Below are 18,770 nucleotides of genomic sequence, written 5' to 3'. Positions count from 1 at the left end.
ATCTCACCGAATCACATAATTATTGGTTTTCGCTCGTTGGTCACGGAGGCGCTTGAAACAATTCCATCGCAAATTCAGCCAGGACCGCAGATCGGAAAATTGCCATTGGACATCCGTCCTTTACAACGCAACGATGCCGTAATCCGGTTCAGTGATCGGGCCGGCAGAGGGCGGATTGAAACTGTGGAGGAAGGCTCTCGTCATAGGGCTGGCGCTCGCTGCAAATCATCGTGATCGAACGCACTGGCCATACGGTTGATCTCGGCTGACCGCGCACCGACCGCCTTGGCGGTCTCGCGCCACCTTGCGGTGTCGCGACTTCCTTAATGATCGCGCGAGCCTCGGCGAGCGTTAGGGCGTAGAGCCCTGCAGCTTCTTCCAGCAGGTCAAGGGAGCAGGTGCCTTCATCAAGATCAATGTTTGTCGTCAGCGCGCGCGCCTTGACATCCGTAGGCACTGGATTGAGGTCATAGGCAGGGGACAACGACCAGCTGGCTTTATTGAGCCACAGAAAGCCGTGATTTTTCTCCCCAGCTCAGAGCTAGAGCGGGCTGCAGCGAGAAGCGGCCGGGGTCCTCGAGCCAGGCACGATCATACTCAAACACGATTGTTTCGGCACCACGGGCGCGATTGCTCCGGGCCAGATGGGACGTGTGCGGCCGTGAAGGTCGAGATGAACTTCGAAATCAGCCATCGCGTGACGATCCCGGTGATCGCCTTGGGTGAGCGTGCTTGGGCAACTCTGCATTGGCCAGAGACTGGCCGACGCTGTCGTTACGGATGTCGGCGACTTGGCTCAGCCCATCTAGCAGGCCGAGTGCCTGGAGGACGCCTGCATAGATGCCGATGCTGACATTGGTGTCGCCGGCCTCGATCTTTTGAAGCGTTGAGCGTGAGGTGAAGGCACGTTCGGCTACTACCGCCATAGGCAGGCGGCGACGTCGACGTGCGTCGTGGATGTCTGCGCCCAGTTTGCGCAGCGCGCGCCGCACAGCGGCCGGAGCGTTGTGAGGTGTCGGAATTTGTCACCTTCGCACTACAGATTGCACTAGATATGTAGCACGAAGGTTACAATTTTTCAAGAGAGATGGTCAGAGAGAAAAGTGGTTAGAATGGGAATCGCGGGAGCGATAGCGCAAGTACGAGCCAGGCTGGCAGGCGAAGAAAGATGGCGGATCTTGAGGTGCTCAAGATCGATGCCGCCTCCGGACTGGAAGCGCGATCGGAACCACTATCGTCTGCTGATGCGGCTTTTGCCGATTGCCAAGCTGCACCCGGCCCTTAGTCGAACGGGTGCTCCTGGAAGATGCGGTGGTGTCGGTGACCGTGGACACCTCGTCGATCAGGGTCGCAACCGTGGCTGGTTTTGAGAAATCGGCGGGCGGACATTGTCGGCCATCAGGACACCAATTGAACTAGGCCATTTGGACTAGAATTTCCACTTATGGCGCGCCAACCGATCGGTTCCTCATGGATCGGGAAGCCGACCTCTACACAGCGGGCTCAATCCTCTAGAATAGTTGCTAATGACCGCTCATCAGACAATCTGATTGAAAGTTCCCCGCGAAGCAGCCATATATTTAGCTCAAATTCATTAGTGCTACGTAGGACATTGATCATGGTAGATGTGGAGCTGCAGGTCGCTCGGCAAAATGCCTCTCTTCGAGTGCAAGTCGAAGAAAGGCTCAGACAGGCTATTGCGACGGGCAAGTTCAAGCCGGGGCAAAGGCTCGTCGAGCGCGAGCTTTGCGAAATGATCGGCGTGGGTCGCACGTCCGTCCGTGAAGCGCTTCGGCAGCTTGAGGCAGAGGGATTGATCACAAGCTTCCCCCACAAGGGTCCAGTTGTCAGTATCATAACCTATGAGGAGGCCGCTCAGCTCTACACCGTCCGCGCGCTGCTCGAGGGGTTTGCTGGTCAGCAGTTCGCCGAAAATGGAACGGCGGAAGATATTGCCACTTTGCAAGATGCCGTTAGAGAATTCGAAGCGTCGGCGGAAAGCGGCGTGGGACACAGGCTCATCGCTGCCAAAAACGCCTTCTATGACTGCTTGATGGATGGCAGCAAAAACGTCTTCGTCAGGCAAATGCTAACATCGCTGCACAACCGGATCAATCTTCTGCGCATGACTTCGATGACACAACCGGGGCGCCTCAAACATAGCATTGCAGAAATCAAAGAGATTGCCGAAGCGATCCAAAATCGCAACGGACCCAGGGCTGCGGCCGCTTGTAAGCACCACATTGATATGGCTGCGAAAGTCGCACTCGAGTACCTGCGCAACAACACCTCAGGCTGATGCCATAAGATTTTCTGAAAATTGACAGATTGTCTGATGCTGGAGGTGGCCGGGTGTAATTAAATCCTTCAGGGCACGGTGCTTTTGACAACGCAACAACCTCTCTGGTGTCCATCGGACGATAAGATGGGTGCTGCTTGCACGGTCATTTTAAGTGAGGTGATTGAAGAAGCGACGGCAAAATTGGCGTCGTAGCGAGGGAGGGCCGGCCCAAGCATGAATTTTCCGATTGACAGATTGTCTGATAGGTCGTTAACTACTCCTCACTAACGGAGGTAGCTGATTGTGCTTGCCTCACATTCGGGAGCGGGACGTTGTCACCACGAAAAAATCTGCGCGTCGCCTTTATTGGTCTCGGCGCAATGGGCGGGCCGATGGCACAACATCTGTTGTCGGCTCAATTCGAAGTCACTGGCTTTGATCTATCGGCCGAGGCTAGGGAAAGGTTCGCGGCCGTCGGCGGCGTTCCGGCAGAGACGGTAGCGGAAGCATTCAATGGGGCCGATGTTGCGGTTACCATGCTTCCCAACGGCAAGGTTGTTCAAGACGCGCTCTTCAAGGATGGGGCCTGGCAATCCCTGAGTGCTGACGCGCTTGTCATCGACATGAGCTCATCGGCGCCCAATGATACTCGTGAGCTCGCAGAACGCTTGCATCAGAAGGGCTTGCGGCTGGTCGATGCTCCCGTGTCAGGCGGAGTGAAGCGAGCCGTCGAAGGCTCTCTTACTATCATGGCAGGCGGTGCTTCTGACGATATCGATCAAGCTGATCCCATCCTGTGCGCCATGGGCGGCCAGATTTTTAGGACAGGCCCGATCGGCTCAGGGCACGCCATGAAAGCCATCAACAATTTCGTATCGGGAGCCGGGGTTCTGGCAGCTATCGAAGGCGTTCTTCTTGGCCGAACGTTTGGTCTCGATCCTAGAACGATCGTCGATATTCTCAACTCGTCGTCTGGCAAGAACAACGCAACAGAAGTGAAGATGAAGCAGTTCATCCTCTCGGAGACTTTTGGCTCTGGTTTTGCTTTGGGGCTTATGGCGAAAGACATTAGGATTGCAGCGGACTTGTCGAAGGCGCTCAATCTCCAGCTGCCGACATTGGCCGGTACCGCTGATGCCTGGGATGCTGCTCGGCATGCTTTAGGCCCCGATGTCGACCATACGAAAATTGCGCAGTTCGTGAAAGATCAGGCCTGACCGCGAAAAACTACGCCAAACTGACAGTTGAAAATTGTCTGATAATCTGTCAAATATGATGAAGGGAGCGAAACCCAATGGCCACTTTGGACAGGAAAGATAAGGGGTCTAAGGCCGGCGAGCGAACAGCTCCATCGGAGCAGTTCAAGCGCGGACTTGCTACTCGTCGGCAGGTGATGGGGGACGCTTACGTTGATGCGGCCCTCGGAAAGGCGACCGACTTCACCTGGCCGATGCAGGAACTCGTCACCGAGTATTGTTGGGACAATATCTGGAACCGACCTGGCCTCGACCGTCGCGCTCGATCGATCCTCAACCTTGGAATGATAGCGGTTTTAAACCGACCGCACGAGCTCAGAGGCCACATCCGCGGCGCCATCAACAACGGTGTTACGAAACAGGAGATCCAGGAGATCTTCCTTCAGGTGGCTATCTACGTTGGTGTGCCAGCAGGCATCGACAGTTTCAGGCATGCCCAGGAAGTATTCACCGAAATGGGCATTTGAGAATGTGCTGTCCCGTGAGGGGGCATGTACAACATGCGCGGAGTTCTCAGCGCTTATCAACAAGGGAGGAGCCTAAAATGGCGATAGATCTCAAGAAATTCATAGAATTCGTGCGGGAGGATTTCGAGTTCAAGCGCGAAACTCGTTATCTTAACGGTATATTAAAATGCGATTTCCCTACCCGCAGTGTAGCGCTTCATTTCGAGGACGGTACGTTGCTAAAGGTGGAAGAGGCCGAATACGACGACGACAAGTGCACTATCGTCATACGCGGGACCGGTTCACAGTGGGAGGCGCTGCTTCAGCACAAACCCTTGCCGTTTTATCAGTGCTTGCAGTCATCAAACATCAAGCATGGCCTCTACCTTAGCAGTAACAACGAAACCTTCGCGTATCTGCCTGCTCTCAACCGCATGACCACCCTGATGCGCAATGCCCGTTCTGAAGGAGCAGCAGCATGACCAAGTTTGACCCCATTATCGGCCGTTATCTCTATCTCACCGTAGAAGGTATCGAGTACCGCGTCTATTACGAAGAAGCGGGCCAGGGGATTCCGCTTCTCGTCGGTCATACGGCAGGGTCCGACGGTCGCCAATACCGTCATATGCTTTGCGATTCCGACGTGACGAAAAATTTTCGCGTCATCGCGTTCGATCTGCCGTATCACGGCAAGTCCCTTCCCCCCTACGGCGTTCGCTGGTGGGAGAAGGAATACAACATGACCAAGAAGTTCATGATGGACTTCCAGCTCGAACTCTCAAAAGCGCTCGACCTAGACCGCCCCGTTTATTTGGGCAGCTCCATGGGCGGCCATCTCGCGATCGACCTGGCATCGAACTATCCGGACAACTTCCGCGCCACGATCTCGGTCGAAGGTGCGTTGCGCTCGGCGGCGGAGTACGTCGACGTCGGTATGGCTGGCATCCGCAGGGAGTTCGACAATCCAAACGTCAATCGCACCTCCATCGGTGCGGCGATGATGCTGAATATCTCACCGTACTCGCCAGAAGCGAATGTCCGTGAAATCCAGTGGGAATACAGCTGCGGTGGACCGGGAATCTTCGCGGGTGATCTTTATTACTACTACTACGACCACGATGTGTCGCCAGAAGAAGCCAGCAAAATCGATACGTCGAAATGTATGCTATACTTCCTCACGGGCGAATACGATCCAAACACGTCCCCGGCCGATACCAAGATTGCTGCAGACCTGGTCAAAGGCTCCAAGTTTTGGACAATGGAAAAGCTCGGACATTTTCCCGTTACTGAGGACTATAGCGAGTTCCGGAAGTATCTGTTGCCGATTCTTGAGGAGATCCAACAGTCATCAGCAGCCCGGTCTAAGGTTGCCTGATCCTTTTCTCGGGAGGAGAACTTCAATGAGGTGCATTCTGAATGTCACACTTGGGGCGCTGATCTCGGTTAGCGCCCTGGCGACAACCGCTTACGCGGATGGTGTCGATCAGCTACCGGCTACAGAAAAGAAGATCTATGAAACTGTAGATCCGCAGATTCCATTGGGGGCGAGCGCCTACAAAGACTTCAAGCCCAAAAAGGGTCCTCCGTGGAAGATCGGCTATGCAAGCAGCTACGCTGGCAACACCTGGCGAGCCGCAGCTCTCGATGCGGTCATGAGCGATCTTTTACCGCGATCAAAGGCTGCGGGCCTGGTGTCTGATGTCGTGGTCACCCAGTCGGATCTTAAAGACGCCGTTCAGATCCAGCAGATGCGTCAAATGGTGGACGAAGGCGTCGATGCAATCATCATCTGCTGCTCGAACGTCACGGCTCTTAATCAGACGATCGAATATGCCTACAAAGCCGGTGTGCCGGTGTTCTCATTTTCGGGCTACGTGACGTCGCCATACGCCATCAATGGCGCGGCCAATCACGCGCAGGGCGGTGCCGAGATGGCGACGTGGCTGGCGGAAAAAATAGGAAAGAAGGGCAATATCCTTCTCGTTTCTGGTATTCCCGGTTTCGCTTCTTCGGACAGCTTTGACAAAGCGGCTAAGGAAGCACTTGCTAAGTACCCCGACATAAAGATCGTCGGTGAAGTTGCAGGGAAGTGGACCGACCAGGTGGCCCAGGTCGAAGTTCAGAAGTTTCTTGCGACGAACCCGACGAAGATTGATGGGATCCTCACGCAGGGGGCCCAAGAGAACGGCGTTCTCAACGCAATGCTGCAGTCAGGTCGAGACATGATCCCGATTACTCTCGGGGGGGAAGCTTCCGCCGCGTGCTACTGGCGCAAGAACCCCGAGTTTGTGGACAGGAGTTTCCATATTTGGCCGCCGCGTCGCGAGATGCAACAGATGTGGGAGATCATGCTCCGCACATTGGAGGGACAAGGCCCTAAGGTTCAGTCCTTCCTTCGACCCGTCTTGCCTTACACCATCGATGAAGTCCGCGCGGCAATACCAGAAGATTGCGACTTGAACTCGACAGACTTCGTGGAGCCCAAGGCGGACGGGTGGTTTCCTGCTGCGATTGCTGCAGACTACTTCGAACGCCCGGCTAATCCCTGGAAGCCTGTGTCGAAGTGAAACTGTTCTGCCCGGTGGGTCTTGCCACCGGACAGAAGTTTCTCTTGTGGGAGGACCGCCTCGCGCGGCCGTTGGGATTAGAGGATCTCCGATGCAAAACCAAACTACGATCAAGTTGATCAATGTTGCCAAGTCTTTCGGCGAGACTAAGGCCTTAAAGAAGTGTGATTTTGAAGCCCGGGCCGGAGAAGTGCACGCCATCGTCGGAGAGAATGGAAGTGGCAAAAGCACGATGGCGAAGATCATGTCTGGAGTGTTGCACCCAGATTCCGGGAGCGTTTCGGTCCTTGGAGAAGAGATTTCGACTCCGACTGACGCCAAGCGCATCGGGCTGACAACGATCTTCCAGGAAGTGCTGGTGGCCGACGAGGCCAGTGTATTGGAAAACCTGTATGTCGGGCGCGACGGCATCTTCCGCTCGCAGGGCGGCAGTGGTCGGCGTACCGAGGCTGAGGAGATCCTGAAACGCCTCGTCGGCAAGCCCGTGGATCTCGATCAGAACGTTGGGGCATTGCCTCTGAGCGTCAAGCAATGGATAGTTATTGCGCGAGCGGTCTTGCGCAGGCCGAAGGTCCTCATCCTCGATGAATCGTCTGCGGCATTAGACCTCGATTCCACGATCCGCCTCCACGAGGAAATTGATCGTCTCCGTAGGGAAGGTGCGACCGTGCTGATCGTAACGCATCGGATCGCTGAACTTGTCCGCATCGCCGATCGAGCCACGATCCTTCGCGACGGCGTCACCATTGGTACGCTCGAGAAGCATGAAATAACTGAAGAGAACCTGCTTTCAATGATGACGCCCGCGGACCGAAACGCAAGCGACGCGAAGGCGTACGAATCAAAGCAAGTAGGCGCCGCCGCGCCGGCCGTGGTAGCGGTAAGAGACCTCGTTACTCACAGCGCGGCAGCGCCCTTCGATTTCGATCTACCGAAAGGAGCGATCATCGGTGTTGCAGGACTCGACGGGCAGGGGCAGGACGCTTTCGTACGCGCCGTTGCGGGTATCATCCAGCCTTTTGGTGGTAATGTCCAAGTCTGGTCATCCAGCACCGAGAGAATGAAAAAGGTCGCATCGCTCGAAGACGCTACCAAAGCAGGAATCTCGTATATTTCCGGCGACCGCAAGCGTGAAGGTATCTTCCCTCAGCAGAGCATCTTCGAAAATCTTGCCATCGGCGTCTATCGAAAGAACCTCGGTCCTCTTGGTATAATCAATAAGGCCGGCCTCAAACCCATGTTCAAACGCGAGGTGGATCGGCTCCGGATTAAGATTGGAAGTCCGGCGAACAAGATCACCTCACTGTCGGGCGGAAATCAGCAAAAAGTTTTGATCGGCCGTGCCTTTGCAAACGAACCGTCCGTCATCGTCCTTAACGATCCCGCTCGCGGTGTCGACCTCGGAACGAAGCGCGATCTCTACCGCGAACTGCGCCTGTTCACGGAGAAGGGTGGCAGCGTGATTTATCTATCAAGCGAAATCGAAGAGTTCATCGGCTTTGCGGACCGCGTCGACGTCTTCTTTGCTGGAAGGCTTTTCCGGTCGCTAGCAGGCGAGGACATAGCGGAAGAGCCAATCTTGGCCGCAATGTTTGGAAAATCGCCAAACGCCTCCATCGAGTTCGATCTGGAAAGGACTGCATGATGTCTGGAATCGCATTCCGTCAAATCACCCAGGACCGTTCCCTCTTCGTGCCGGCCGGCCTATTCATTGTCCTTTTGGTCGCCGTTGCCCTACGCGGACACGGGCTATTCACGAACAACGGCCTCGCAGGTGCAATCCTTGTCGCCACGCCCTTGATTCTAACGGCGCTTGCCCTCACCCCCATTGTCATGGCGGGTCGTGGAGCAGTGGACCTTTCAGTTGGCCCCTTGATGGGGTTCATCAACGTTACCCTTATTACCTGGCTTGTGGGTAACGGAATTACCAACCCTATCGCAGTGATAGTATGGGCAGTCGGCCTGGGAGCGGCATTCCAGCTACTCCAGGCGCTGGTTATCATTTATGTGCGTGTCGCTCCGATAATCGTTACGCTGTCGGGTTTTCTTGTCCTCTCCGGGTTGAACCTGATGGTGATGTCCCGACCGGGTGGAGTCGCGCCCGACTGGATGCTTAGCTGGGGGGCGGGGACCGACATCATGTCACCTGTTTTGCTGTTGCTGGTTGCAGCGTATGCATTATGGCTCCTTCTCAGGGGGACTATGTTTTACCGCAACCTTCGCATGACGGGTGCGGATGAGCGCATGGCGTATACGAGCGGCGTTCGAGTGGACGCAGTCCGCATCATCGCCCACGTTGTTGGTGGAGCATTCGCTGGACTTGCCGCCCTCAGCTACACGGCGCTGATCTCCTCTGGTGATCCGACGCAGGGCAGCACCTACACCCTTCAGGCTGTTACGGCCCTGGTTCTCGGAGGTGCGAGCCTCTCCGGTGGTCGTGGTGGAGCACTTGGATCTACGCTTGGCGCGATCAACATGTTCCTCATCTCCTATCTCCTCTCCACCTTCAACTTCGGCACGGTTTCGGGGTTCGTTACCCAGATGGCATTCGGCTTAATCCTCGTCGGATCACTTCTCGTGAACGTCTTTGTCATCAGTCGCCGCGCGGTTGTGTAAGGAGCAAGATAATGGTCGCGACAGTTATGAATTCCGAAATCAAATCGGCTCAGAAGTCTAACCCGCTCAAGGCTCATCGGAGCATCGTCATTGGCTTTGTTCTTCTGGCCTCTCTCTTAGCACTCGGTGCATTGCTGGTCCCCGGCTTCGTATCATCCCAAAACGCGCGTTCAATCCTTCTTCTCGCAGCGTTTCTGGGGCTTGCCTCCATTGGCCAGACCCTGTGCGCTCTGGTCGGTGCGCTCGATCTTTCGATACCATATATTATTGGAGGCGCGAACATCCTCCTTCCCAGCCTTATGGTCGCAGGTATTCCCGCTCCCCTCGCGATGCTGGTTGTCATGCTCCTCGGTGCGCTTGTCGGGGCCGCCAATGGCGCCCTGAGCTTCCGTCTCCAAGGGCAAGCGCTGATCATGTCGCTCGGAGTTGGCTTCGCGGCCGTCGGTGCGGTCCAGATCTACACCTCACTCGGCTCGGCGTTTGGTGGTACAGTGTTTGCTCCGGTACCCGAATGGCTGAGGAACATTTCGGCGTTCAACGGAAAGTTTTTCGGCCTGTCGCTGCCTCCGGTCATCGTGATCTGGGCTATCGTCGCCATCGCGCTTGGATGGTTCATGTACAACACCTGGTTTGGCCGCAGCATTTACGCCGTCGGCGGAAGCCGGACGGCGGCCGCCCGCCTCGGAATCTCCGAATTCAAGGTCTGGACCGTCATCCATAGCGTCAGCGGTGCCATGTCTGCAATCACGGGCATGCTGCTACTAGGGTTTTCCGGTGGTGGCTTCGTCGGCGTGGGCGACCCTTATCTTTTCACCACCGTAGCAGCGGTGGTGATTGGAGGGACGTCGCTTCTTGGTGGGGCGGGCGGCTATGGCGCGACAGTGCTCGGTGTTCTTGTCCTGACTGTACTGACCTCGCTTCTAGTTGGCCTCGGACTGAACTTTCCGGCGCAGCAGGCTGTCGTCGGTCTGCTCATCGTTCCGATGGTCGCGATATACGCACGGTCACCACACATTCGAAATCAGATATGATCAATGCATAGAAAGGAAGATCCATGGCAATCTCCAGCACCCTGCTAGGCCGTTTGAAGGACCAGACTCTCGTTCGCGAGCAGATGCTGGTTGGAGGAAAGTGGTCGAGCGAAGGGGTAAACGGCACACGCATCAACGTGCTAAACCCCTCCACGATGGACGTCCTTGCCTCTTTGCCTAGCGCTGGCCTTGCTGAAGTGCGAGCCTCTATCGATGCTGCAAAGGCTGCACAGAAGAAGTGGGCTAGGGTTTCGGCGAAGGAACGCTCGCTGATCATGCGGAAGTTCTACGAAGAGGTGGTAGCTAACGCTGAAGACCTGGCCGTAATTCTGACATCGGAAATGGGCAAGCCACTGGCGGAAGCGCGTGGCGAGATTGCTTACGGCGCTTCCTACATCGAATGGTTCGGTGAGGAAGCCAAGCGTGTCTATGGTGACACCATTCCAGGTCACCAGGCCGACAAGCGACTGCTTGTCATCAAGCAGCCGGTTGGCGTTGTGGCCGCCATCGCTCCTTGGAACTTTCCGTCGGCGATGGTGTGCCGCAAGATCGCGCCGGCGCTCGCGTCCGGCTGCGCGATCGTATTCAAGCCTGCTGCCGAGACTCCGTTATCGGCGCTTGCATTGGCGATCCTCGCGGAGCGTGCCGGAATACCCGATGGCTTGTTCAGCGTCCTCCCGACGGATAATGCAAGAATGTTTGGCGAGGAGGTCTGCTCCAACCCGGTCGTCAAGAAACTGACCTTCACCGGTTCGACCGAAGTTGGCCGTATCTTGATGGCGCAAGGCGCCCAGAAGATCATGAAGCTGAGCCTGGAACTCGGCGGCAATGCGCCGTTTATCGTTTTCGACGATGCAGATCTCGACCAGGCGGTCGAGGGGGCTATGCTTTCTAAGTTTCGTAACGCGGGTCAAACCTGCGTGTGCGCGAACCGTATTTACGTACAGAGCGGGATCCATGACAGGTTCGTCGAGAAGCTGGCAATGCGCGTGAGTGCCTTGCAGGTTCTTGACGGGTTTGAGAGCGGGGCGACGATCGGCCCGTTGATCAACGATGAAGCGGTAGCAAAGCTCTATGGTCATATCGATGACGCTGTGACCAAGGGTGCGACTGTCGTGGTTGGTGGTGACCGCGATGCTCGCGGAGGCACGTTCGTCCAACCAACGCTTCTCTCGGGTGCCACAAAGGATATGAAGGTTGCGCGTGAGGAAACCTTCGCGCCTCTGGCTCCGGTGTTCAAGTTCGATACTGTCGAGGAAGTCATCGAACTCGCGAACGATACGGAATTCGGCTTGGCAGCCTACTTTTTCGCCAACGACCTCAGGAACGTTTGGAAGGTCACAGAGGCGCTGGAATACGGCATGGTTGGCGTGAACACGGGTCTGATTTCCACCGAATTAGCGCCATTCGGCGGCGTCAAGCAATCCGGCTTCGGCCGAGAGGGCTCAAAGTACGGAATGGATGACTTCTTATCCATGAAATACGTCTGCATGGGCGGGATCGGCGCATAGCGATCGCCCAAGGGTCGCTCGCCGACTGAACTTAAAGGGGGAGAGGTCTGTTGAATAGAGGCAGGACAGCAACATCCTCTCCGCCGGTTGCGAGGTCTCAAAAGGCTGGACTTTTCTAGAGGTTTCGCGGGAGCTGTCCTACGGATCTTCCCTTCCGACCCCTTCTGGGGCCGGCCTTGCAGACGAGATTTCTGCCTGTCTTTTCGATTGTCGATCCTTCCGCCAATGCCCTACAAGGTAAGTCTTTCCCAGATAGCTTGTAGCCTTCGAAGAGGTAACACGACATGAACGAGCTGTTGCACCGTGGCGTTGTCGTTTCAACGTATCGGAGTCCTGAGCAGGAGCATGATCACCACCCGATCGATGCACGCGTTCGTCCTGAAATCGATCAGGCCGACGATGCTGCACGTGCCAGCGTGGAGGGTCAAGCGAAAGCCATTCGCGTCAACCAGCGACGCGTCAAGGTGTAGTTGTCGGCGGCCGCACCCTCAGTGTCGGTTTGACGTAGCCGCCGATCTTCGCCGGCGCCAGGCCTTTATGGTAGATCCGGATGCGTCCGGGTCATCCAGACGTCAAACGCGTAATGCAGGAAGAGATTCGATAGGATCGGGCTGACCACGCCCCCTTGCGGGGTACCACGCATCCGCTCAATGACTTCTCCGTTCTTTTCCATAGGCGCGGTCAACCATCTTTCGATGTAGAGCAGAGCCCAGTTGCATTTAACGTCTTTTCTGACCGTCTTCAGCAAGAGATCATGCGGAAGATTGTCGAACAGCTTTGATGTCGGATTCCGGATCAATCATCTGCTTGACCACCATCTGCGCGATCCGATCACTGACCGCCGATTCCAGATCTTGTAGAGATTTCTCGCAAGGTCTTTGTCAAACATCTCCAGGGTCTCACCGTCCACCCGGCTGCACCACGGTTGGCTTTGACCGCTTTGTAAGCTTCGTACACTTGCCGCTTCTCAATCCGAAACGGCTTGTCTGTCGTACCTATCGAAGTCCTGTTTCCAGTTGTTCCAAACAATACGACCACCTGATCCGATCCCTTTGCTCCGGCCCCATTACAGGGCCCTCAACGCTCATACGGATCGGTCCGCCCCAGTCTCCTGCATCGGTACTCTCGCCTTACGGTTTCTCCGCTTGGGCTTCTCCCTTGGCATCAGGAGCCTGGTTCCTGCAGTTCCGGGTGAAAGCCTGTGTCCAACTCACGCCCCCTCTACGCCGGTCGCCGCCCGCCCAATCATCAGGCACCCGGCGGACTTGTCCCAGGATGACGAAACAGTCCTGGTTTCGACGACGCTTATATTCATAACGGCGCGTCTTCGGAGGGTTCACTTTCGTTCGTCTTCGGACACGCACCTGCTCGGATCTCGTCCGAACTTTTCATCCGGCGCTCACCACCACGGCTCTTTACCGCAGCAGCTCGGACTGGTTTGAGACCCGCTCCTGAAAGCCGATCCCGGAGGGCCATCCTCCATCATTCACGCAGCTTCACGTTACGGGGTTAGCTCACACTGAACTCCTTCCGTGCCTCTGCAGCACACTTTCGTCGATGAAGATCAGTTTCTCCGGATCGAGGTCCAATTGACCATCGAACCAGGCGCGCCGGCGCTTCAGGACGTCCGGTCGGTCCTGCTCCAGTGCGTGTGCGGTCCTTTTTAAAGGTCCACCCACGGCTTCGAAGCCAAGCGCCAAGTGCGCTGCGGCTGATCTTCACCTGCCGCTCGACGGACAAGCGCTCAACCATCTCATCGAGCGTCACATCCCTACGCTCGTTGATCAACGCGACAACGAATTCCTCGTGTGCATCCACTGCCGAAGGTCGTCTCCAGCCCTGTGGCCGAGCAGTCAGCTCACCCTCTTTCGCTCTTGCAATCCAGCGGATCGCCGTCGAAATCCCAACTCCGAAACGAGCCGCAGCCTGTCGAGCCGACATGCCCGCCGCAGACGCTTTCAAAACCCGTATTCGAAGATCATCGCTCAGGGCCTGTCCCATCATCCACCTCTTCTCTGTGGAGTTGAATCAGCTTCGATGGACGCCGTCACATCACAATCGATTCATCGATCGCAGGACTTGCTCTAGGTCGCTCGTGGCGGGGCGAAACTCGGTTGCTGAAAACGATGATGCTCTTCGAACGGCGCCAAATGAAATTTTGCCGGCTGCATCCTCCTTGTAAGCGCGGACGATCCATTGGACGCCTGACTATCCTTAAAACGTCGTCTTTTTGCATTCGAGACGGGCAGGAAAGGCTTCATTAACCAACGCAACCAATAGGTATTCTCAGCTATGTCACAGACCCACAAGATTGATCTGCCGTTCGAATGAATGAAACGGCAATTGGAAGATTTGAGTAGACAAGTCGATCGTCCACCTCACCTAAAAGGTTTGCCTTTATGCCCAAGTCCATTAGACTCGCTTTATCTTTGATATTTGTTCTGCTCTCTCTTCTCGCGGCGGGCCAGGGCATCGTGAGTATCGTCAAGCTGCTGTCCATTAGGAGCAATATATCCGAAGTTGCCAGCAACTGGCTGCCATCGATCGATGTGATAAATCGGATCAATACGATCACCGGGGACTACCGCATCCTGCAGTTCAGGCTGGTGACAAACTCATCAGATTCGACGAGCCTTGCGCATAATATCACCACCTTCCGCCAGAAGATGGAGGATCTCGCGAATGCCCGTGGTGAATATGAGCCGATGGTGACATCCGGCGAGGAGCGTCAGGCCTATGACGCGTTCTCCGCTTTGTGGACGCAATATCAGGAGGATGGCGAGCGGATTGTTAAACTAATGCAGGCAGGCAAGAAGGATGAAGCATTTGCTCTTCTAACGAGTGACGCCACGACGAAACTGTATAATGATAGCGGAGCGCTCCTTGACCAGGATGTCGCAGTTAACAAGCGTGGTGGAGTCGCGGCCGTCGGAAACACGATGGGCGCCGTTTCATCGACGGTTTTGGTCACCATTCTTGCCATGGCGCTGGCAACTACGACGGGCATTATAGCCCTGCTTTACTGCATCCGGAAGATTACCGATCCGATCTCGCGGTTGACTACCACGATGGGCGTACTGGCAGATGGTAATCTCGACACTGAGGTTCCTTTCGCAATGCGCGCCGACGAAATCGGCAAGATGTCGAGAGCCGTTGAGGTATTCAAGCAAAACAGCATCAAGGCCCGCGATCTGAACGCGCAGGAGGCCGCGTTGCAGGCCAAGAGCGCCGACTTGCAGTCGAGCATTGCCGAGGTGGTGTCAGCCGCCGTAGCCGGTGACTTCACCCATCGCATCACCAAGAAATACGGCGATGCGGCTCTCGACCGTTTTGCAGGAAGCGTCAATGAGCTGGTCACCTCTGTTGACCGGGGCATCGCCGAAACTCGCCGAGTTATCTCAGCGCTTGCCGATGGGGATCTGACGGAAAACATGTGCGGCGAGTTTCAGGGAGCCTTTGGTGAACTGAAGAGTAATGTCAACGCCACCATGGCAGCCCTTCGATCCGTATTAGGCGAGGTTCGCTCCGCCGTCGACACGATCAACGGCGGAGCCGGCGAGATGCGCATCGCCTCAGGCGACCTTTCAAAGCGCACGGAACAGCAAGCCGCGGCCCTGGAGGAGACCTCTTCGGCGCTTGAGGAAATCACGGTGGCGGTAAAAAGCTCGACAGAAAGAGCCACGGAAGCCAGCCATATGGTCGATGAGGCACGCAGAAGCACCGAGCAGTCGAGCGCGGTTGTCAAAGACGCGGTCGCCGCCATGGGCCGCATCGAGCAGGCCTCGGATGAAATCGGCCAGATCATTAACGTCATTGACGAGATCGCCTTCCAGACCAATCTTTTGGCCCTTAACGCCGGCGTCGAGGCGGCGCGTGCGGGTGACGCTGGAAAGGGTTTCGCCGTTGTGGCTCAGGAGGTGCGTGAACTGGCACAGCGCTCCGCCACTGCCGCCAAGGATATCAAGGCGCTGATCAACCGGTCCGGCGACGAGGTCAAAACTGGGGTCAGGCTGGTAACGGCCACAGGCGATGCCCTTGGTCTAATCCGAGGCCACGTGATCAAGGTGAACGAGCACGTTCATACGATCTCGACGGCGGCACGAGAGCAATCGACCGGGCTGGCGGAAGTCAGCACTGCGGTCAACCAGATGGATCAGACGACCCAGCAGAATGCGGCGATGGTGGAAGAATCGACGGCGGCCACCAACCGGTTGGCGGATGAGGCTTCCAATCTGGCGCGGCTTATTGCGCGCTTCAGGCTCGACGGTTCGACTTTTGTACGGCGTGTTGCCCACCAGAACGGTAAGCCGGCCGCCTCGCCAGCGCGTGCCCTCTCCCAGAAGCTTGCCGGCGCCTTCGGCGGACGTACTACAGCCGCTGTCGCGACTAAGGAATGGGAAGAGTTTTAATGAATCATGTCATAATTCACCGCAGGATATTATCGGTTTCCATCTGGCAGCCAGCAGTTCTGCATGAAGACGACGTTGATCCCGGAAATCCGGGGGTTAGCAGAGGCGACGCCGCTGCCCCTAACGCATGTTCTCGGTTCAGGGATCTGCCGGTTCTGTCATTCCGGTGATAGAGCTTGCTGCCGAGATAACCAATCCCATCGGTCTAGCCACAGCGCCATTGTCGTCGTTGAGGTAGCAGATGGTATCATCGGCCCGGTCGTCGATCAGGTCTCTGGCATTCTATCGATCAACGGCGATCGGATCCAACCGGTTCGGACTTAGGCGCGACTTCGACCCAACCTTCAGCTACGGAATCACTCCGCTTGAACAAGGGATGGAATGCTCCCTTAGTTTTGAGCAAAGGTTTGGCACCAATCAGGACGCATCGCAGCTGCCTAGCAGACTTTTGCTTTTTCACCTTCCGCGACTGTCTTCCTTCAAGACGCGGAGTATTAACGAAATTCAACGAGAGTTCGAAGATGTCCAAAGTTATCGCAATCAATTTCGGGCAACAGGCTAAGACAGATACCCACTTAGAAAGCCACGAAGATGCACAGTCGCAGCGCCTGGAGCAAGAGCGGCTGCAAATGATCCAAATCACCAATCACCTTGAAGCACTGTACGCTCGGCTGCTGACCGTCTGTGGCGACAGACCGAAAAATTAAGGGCGCAGCGATGGTATAGCCCGGTGGAGCGCTGCGAACCACAGCGCCATCGCGAAGGGCTATTTCCGGGTCAGCTTTCGGGCGGAGAGGCCATCATATGCACTGTTTTAGATGGCAGTTCGCCGTAACGTCTCTTGTACTCTGCAGCAAAACGGCCGAGGTGTGTGAAGCCCCACTTAAGCGCTATTTCCGAAACGCTGATTTTAGCGCCGTTTTGCAGCAGTTCCTGTCGAGCTGCGCACATACGCAAGTCTCGGAGGTGCATTGTGGGGCTGGTATTACGAAATTGTCGGAAGCCGTGCTGCAAAGTCCGCACGCTGACCTTGGCCGCAGCGGCGATATCGTTAAGGGAAATGGGTTGAGCCATATGCTCTTCCATAAACTCCATTGCCCGTTTCACGTGGCGAGGCGTGGGAGACGGAGACGGACGACGAAGTTCATCGGTATAGCGATGCATACAGCTTTCGATCAAAAGGTACTCTATCGCGTCGAGGAGCGAGCTATAGGCCGACGGGCATTGTCGCAGAGCCCCCCCGGCACTGAGGCCGCGATGGGCAGACAGGGCTAGTTCTCGCATGAGCGTTCCCGCGCTCGATGCAAGATCAAGGGTCGGCTGAATTTGCAGATTTCCGCTGATCGTCCGATCGAGCATGCGAGAAAGCTTGTCACGCAAGGATTGCGTATCGATCGTCAATGACAGTTGAGATCTTATGCCATCTTGTCGGGCATTCAGCGGAGCATTTGCAACATGCGGCGACTCTACCTGTTGCCCAGACCAATGAAAGACTGCATTCCCGGACGCCGGCAGGAAGACCGTTACGACGTCAACTGGGGAATCTATCATGACCGAGAACGCCCCTTCATGATGGGCATCCGCAACGCCAAAACCATCAAGGGAAATTCGACTGCAGCGAGAGTTAAGCGATCTACTGTCGTGTTGAGCAAGGTCAGAGGACGCCAGGGGCGATGATATCAAAGGCAAAAGACGTTCGGGATCGGAGCCCTCGATAAAGTTGTCTTTCACTAAGGTCCCTTCATCGGGCTTGCTGAACAAACTTTCGGTCATCCAATATAAACCTATCTATGAACACCAACTCGCACATGCCGGGACTAGTTTTCCAAACCTTCAAAGCTCGAGACCGGATGGCGTGCGAGCGATTTTGATCGCGTACATGACCGATTCGGACCTTTGTGGAGGCCGGTTGAATCTCTCATTCCCTAGGCTTTCGTCATGGCGGATCATCACCAGCACCGACATCCACGTTCTCCCGCTCGAGATGGCCTCCTAGTTTTTCAGCGCTGCAGTTGGGAAGCCTCTAATGATGCGATGACTGGCTTCCACAAGCCTCGAACAGATTGACAGATTGTCTGATATACGTTAATGCTATTCCTGATCAAAGGCAAGGCAGCATCAGGGAAATCTGCCACGGTTCTAGTGGAGTTCCCGCACGGCAAATCAATCTAAAGATGCCTCCCAAGGCGAGGGGTGACGGGCTGCTTTCGATCGCAGCCCGTCACGGGAAGGGTGGGAGTGCTATGAGTGGGAGAGAACCTACGCCAACCGACCTTGGAGGCCGTTGAGTCGACACGGAGAAAAATGATTGTGCTGTAGGATGGCCCCACGATTTCGCCACACGCTGGTCCTCTTATCCTGCGCATCAGCATACTTCGGTTATGACGTATAAGAGAGGCACGCTCCAGGCTCAACACTCGGAGACGCAAAGACGTCGACGAGTTCTTTTGGCCTACTAAGCGAGGCGGTCGCGGCAAATATCAATGCGTAAGCCGCGCCTCGTCGCATTGAGTTGACTTTGCGCTCTTCTTAGCGGGTACGGACTCCGGGCGTCTGATTGGGCAAAAGAAGAGCTTAAGGACGAAACCTGATGATGGTCAAACAGCTTGTGCTGCCATAGGCGTGCTGTTGTCTGTGCCGCGCGAACGCGAAA

General features: G+C 55.9%; 15 protein-coding genes and 3 pseudogenes. 13 read left to right on the top strand and 5 right to left on the bottom strand.

Going from position 1 to position 18,770, the window contains the following annotated elements; all coding sequences use genetic code 11:
- Positions 1–200 precede the first annotated feature (200 nt).
- A pseudogene (locus PH551_RS32980) lies at positions 201–526 on the bottom strand (HipA domain-containing protein); the annotation flags it as partial.
- A 160-nt stretch (positions 527–686) separates the two neighbouring features.
- A complete protein-coding gene (locus PH551_RS30000; RefSeq protein ID WP_026188835.1) occupies positions 687–1,022 on the bottom strand; it encodes a helix-turn-helix domain-containing protein in 336 nt (111 codons plus the stop codon).
- A gap of 596 nt (positions 1,023–1,618) precedes the next feature.
- Here PH551_RS30000 and PH551_RS29995 point away from each other — a divergent pair.
- From PH551_RS29995 to PH551_RS29945, 11 genes are all read left to right on the top strand, one after another.
- Positions 1,619–2,299, top strand: a complete 681-nt coding sequence (locus tag PH551_RS29995) for a GntR family transcriptional regulator (protein ID WP_004668612.1) — start codon at positions 1,619–1,621, stop codon at positions 2,297–2,299.
- A 314-nt stretch (positions 2,300–2,613) separates the two neighbouring features.
- On the top strand, positions 2,614–3,498 hold the full coding sequence (locus PH551_RS29990; protein ID WP_004668614.1) for an NAD(P)-dependent oxidoreductase: 885 nt from the start codon (positions 2,614–2,616) through the stop codon (positions 3,496–3,498).
- A gap of 77 nt (positions 3,499–3,575) precedes the next feature.
- Positions 3,576–4,004: a carboxymuconolactone decarboxylase family protein gene (locus PH551_RS29985; RefSeq protein WP_004668619.1), complete on the top strand. Its 429-nt coding sequence runs from the start codon at positions 3,576–3,578 to the stop codon at positions 4,002–4,004.
- A gap of 77 nt (positions 4,005–4,081) precedes the next feature.
- Positions 4,082–4,465 (top strand): hypothetical protein, encoded by a 384-nt coding sequence (locus tag PH551_RS29980; protein ID WP_004668622.1) that lies wholly within the window; start codon positions 4,082–4,084, stop codon positions 4,463–4,465.
- Positions 4,462–5,358: an alpha/beta fold hydrolase gene (locus tag PH551_RS29975; protein WP_004668623.1), complete on the top strand. Its 897-nt coding sequence runs from the start codon at positions 4,462–4,464 to the stop codon at positions 5,356–5,358. The genes PH551_RS29980 and PH551_RS29975 overlap by 4 nt, the downstream gene beginning before the upstream one ends.
- A 25-nt stretch (positions 5,359–5,383) precedes the next feature.
- A complete protein-coding gene (locus tag PH551_RS29970) occupies positions 5,384–6,550 on the top strand; it encodes an ABC transporter substrate-binding protein (protein WP_004668626.1) in 1,167 nt (388 codons plus the stop codon).
- Positions 6,551–6,641: 91 nt separating this feature from the next.
- A complete protein-coding gene (locus tag PH551_RS29965; protein WP_004668627.1) occupies positions 6,642–8,195 on the top strand; it encodes a sugar ABC transporter ATP-binding protein in 1,554 nt (517 codons plus the stop codon).
- The gene (locus PH551_RS29960; RefSeq protein ID WP_008534336.1) at positions 8,192–9,166 is read left to right on the top strand and encodes an ABC transporter permease; all 975 of its coding nucleotides are present in this window, start codon (positions 8,192–8,194) and stop codon (positions 9,164–9,166) included. Before PH551_RS29965 ends, PH551_RS29960 begins: the two co-directional genes overlap by 4 nt.
- Positions 9,167–9,177: 11 nt before the next feature.
- Positions 9,178–10,197, top strand: a complete 1,020-nt coding sequence (locus PH551_RS29955; RefSeq protein ID WP_004668632.1) for an ABC transporter permease — start codon at positions 9,178–9,180, stop codon at positions 10,195–10,197.
- A 23-nt stretch (positions 10,198–10,220) separates the two neighbouring features.
- Positions 10,221–11,708 (top strand): NAD-dependent succinate-semialdehyde dehydrogenase, encoded by a 1,488-nt coding sequence (locus PH551_RS29950; RefSeq protein ID WP_004668634.1) that lies wholly within the window; start codon positions 10,221–10,223, stop codon positions 11,706–11,708.
- A 284-nt stretch (positions 11,709–11,992) separates the two neighbouring features.
- Entirely contained in the window at positions 11,993–12,178 is a 186-nt protein-coding gene (locus PH551_RS29945; RefSeq protein WP_004668636.1) for a hypothetical protein, read from the top strand.
- Positions 12,179–12,246: 68 nt separating this feature from the next.
- Here the strand turns inward: PH551_RS29945 and PH551_RS32975 are convergent.
- Positions 12,247–12,737 (bottom strand): annotated as a pseudogene (locus PH551_RS32975) (reverse transcriptase domain-containing protein); the annotation flags it as partial.
- Positions 12,738–13,249: 512 nt separating this feature from the next.
- Positions 13,250–13,709: pseudogene (locus tag PH551_RS29935) on the bottom strand (helix-turn-helix domain-containing protein); the annotation flags it as partial.
- A gap of 398 nt (positions 13,710–14,107) precedes the next feature.
- Here PH551_RS29935 and PH551_RS29930 point away from each other — a divergent pair.
- Both PH551_RS29930 and PH551_RS29925 read left to right on the top strand, forming a co-directional pair.
- Positions 14,108–16,117 carry a HAMP domain-containing methyl-accepting chemotaxis protein gene (locus PH551_RS29930; protein WP_004673275.1) on the top strand — a complete coding sequence of 670 codons (2,010 nt, stop codon included), beginning with the start codon at positions 14,108–14,110 and terminating at the stop codon, positions 16,115–16,117.
- 521 nt (positions 16,118–16,638) lie between these two features.
- Complete coding sequence (locus PH551_RS29925; protein WP_004673279.1) at positions 16,639–16,824, top strand: hypothetical protein; 186 nt, start codon at positions 16,639–16,641, stop codon at positions 16,822–16,824.
- Between the two features lie 70 nt (positions 16,825–16,894).
- Here PH551_RS29925 and PH551_RS29920 read toward each other — a convergent pair whose 3' ends face one another.
- A complete protein-coding gene (locus PH551_RS29920) occupies positions 16,895–17,890 on the bottom strand; it encodes an AraC family transcriptional regulator (RefSeq protein ID WP_004673281.1) in 996 nt (331 codons plus the stop codon).
- Positions 17,891–18,770 lie beyond the last annotated feature (880 nt).

The sequence above is a fragment of the Rhizobium atlanticum genome (assembly GCF_030182485.1).
GTDB lineage: Bacteria > Pseudomonadota > Alphaproteobacteria > Rhizobiales > Rhizobiaceae > Rhizobium.
This window is presented reverse-complemented; position numbering and strand designations above follow the sequence as displayed.

Bases quoted from the DNA above. Each gene is read 5' to 3' on its own strand.
- PH551_RS29980 (WP_004668622.1), top strand. From the start codon at position 4,082: ATGGCGATAGATCTCAAGAAATTCATAGAATTCGTGCGGGAGGATTTC.
- PH551_RS29970 (WP_004668626.1), top strand. From the start codon at position 5,384: ATGAGGTGCATTCTGAATGTCACACTTGGGGCGCTGATCTCGGTTAGC.
- PH551_RS29920 (WP_004673281.1), bottom strand. From the start codon at position 17,890: ATGACCGAAAGTTTGTTCAGCAAGCCCGATGAAGGGACCTTAGTGAAA.
- PH551_RS29960 (WP_008534336.1), top strand. From the start codon at position 8,192: ATGATGTCTGGAATCGCATTCCGTCAAATCACCCAGGACCGTTCCCTC.
- PH551_RS29965 (WP_004668627.1), top strand. From the start codon at position 6,642: ATGCAAAACCAAACTACGATCAAGTTGATCAATGTTGCCAAGTCTTTC.
- PH551_RS29945 (WP_004668636.1), top strand. From the start codon at position 11,993: ATGAACGAGCTGTTGCACCGTGGCGTTGTCGTTTCAACGTATCGGAGT.
- PH551_RS29925 (WP_004673279.1), top strand. From the start codon at position 16,639: ATGTCCAAAGTTATCGCAATCAATTTCGGGCAACAGGCTAAGACAGAT.
- PH551_RS29995 (WP_004668612.1), top strand. From the start codon at position 1,619: ATGGTAGATGTGGAGCTGCAGGTCGCTCGGCAAAATGCCTCTCTTCGA.
- PH551_RS29985 (WP_004668619.1), top strand. From the start codon at position 3,576: ATGGCCACTTTGGACAGGAAAGATAAGGGGTCTAAGGCCGGCGAGCGA.
- PH551_RS29955 (WP_004668632.1), top strand. From the start codon at position 9,178: ATGGTCGCGACAGTTATGAATTCCGAAATCAAATCGGCTCAGAAGTCT.
- PH551_RS29975 (WP_004668623.1), top strand. From the start codon at position 4,462: ATGACCAAGTTTGACCCCATTATCGGCCGTTATCTCTATCTCACCGTA.
- PH551_RS29930 (WP_004673275.1), top strand. From the start codon at position 14,108: ATGCCCAAGTCCATTAGACTCGCTTTATCTTTGATATTTGTTCTGCTC.
- PH551_RS29950 (WP_004668634.1), top strand. From the start codon at position 10,221: ATGGCAATCTCCAGCACCCTGCTAGGCCGTTTGAAGGACCAGACTCTC.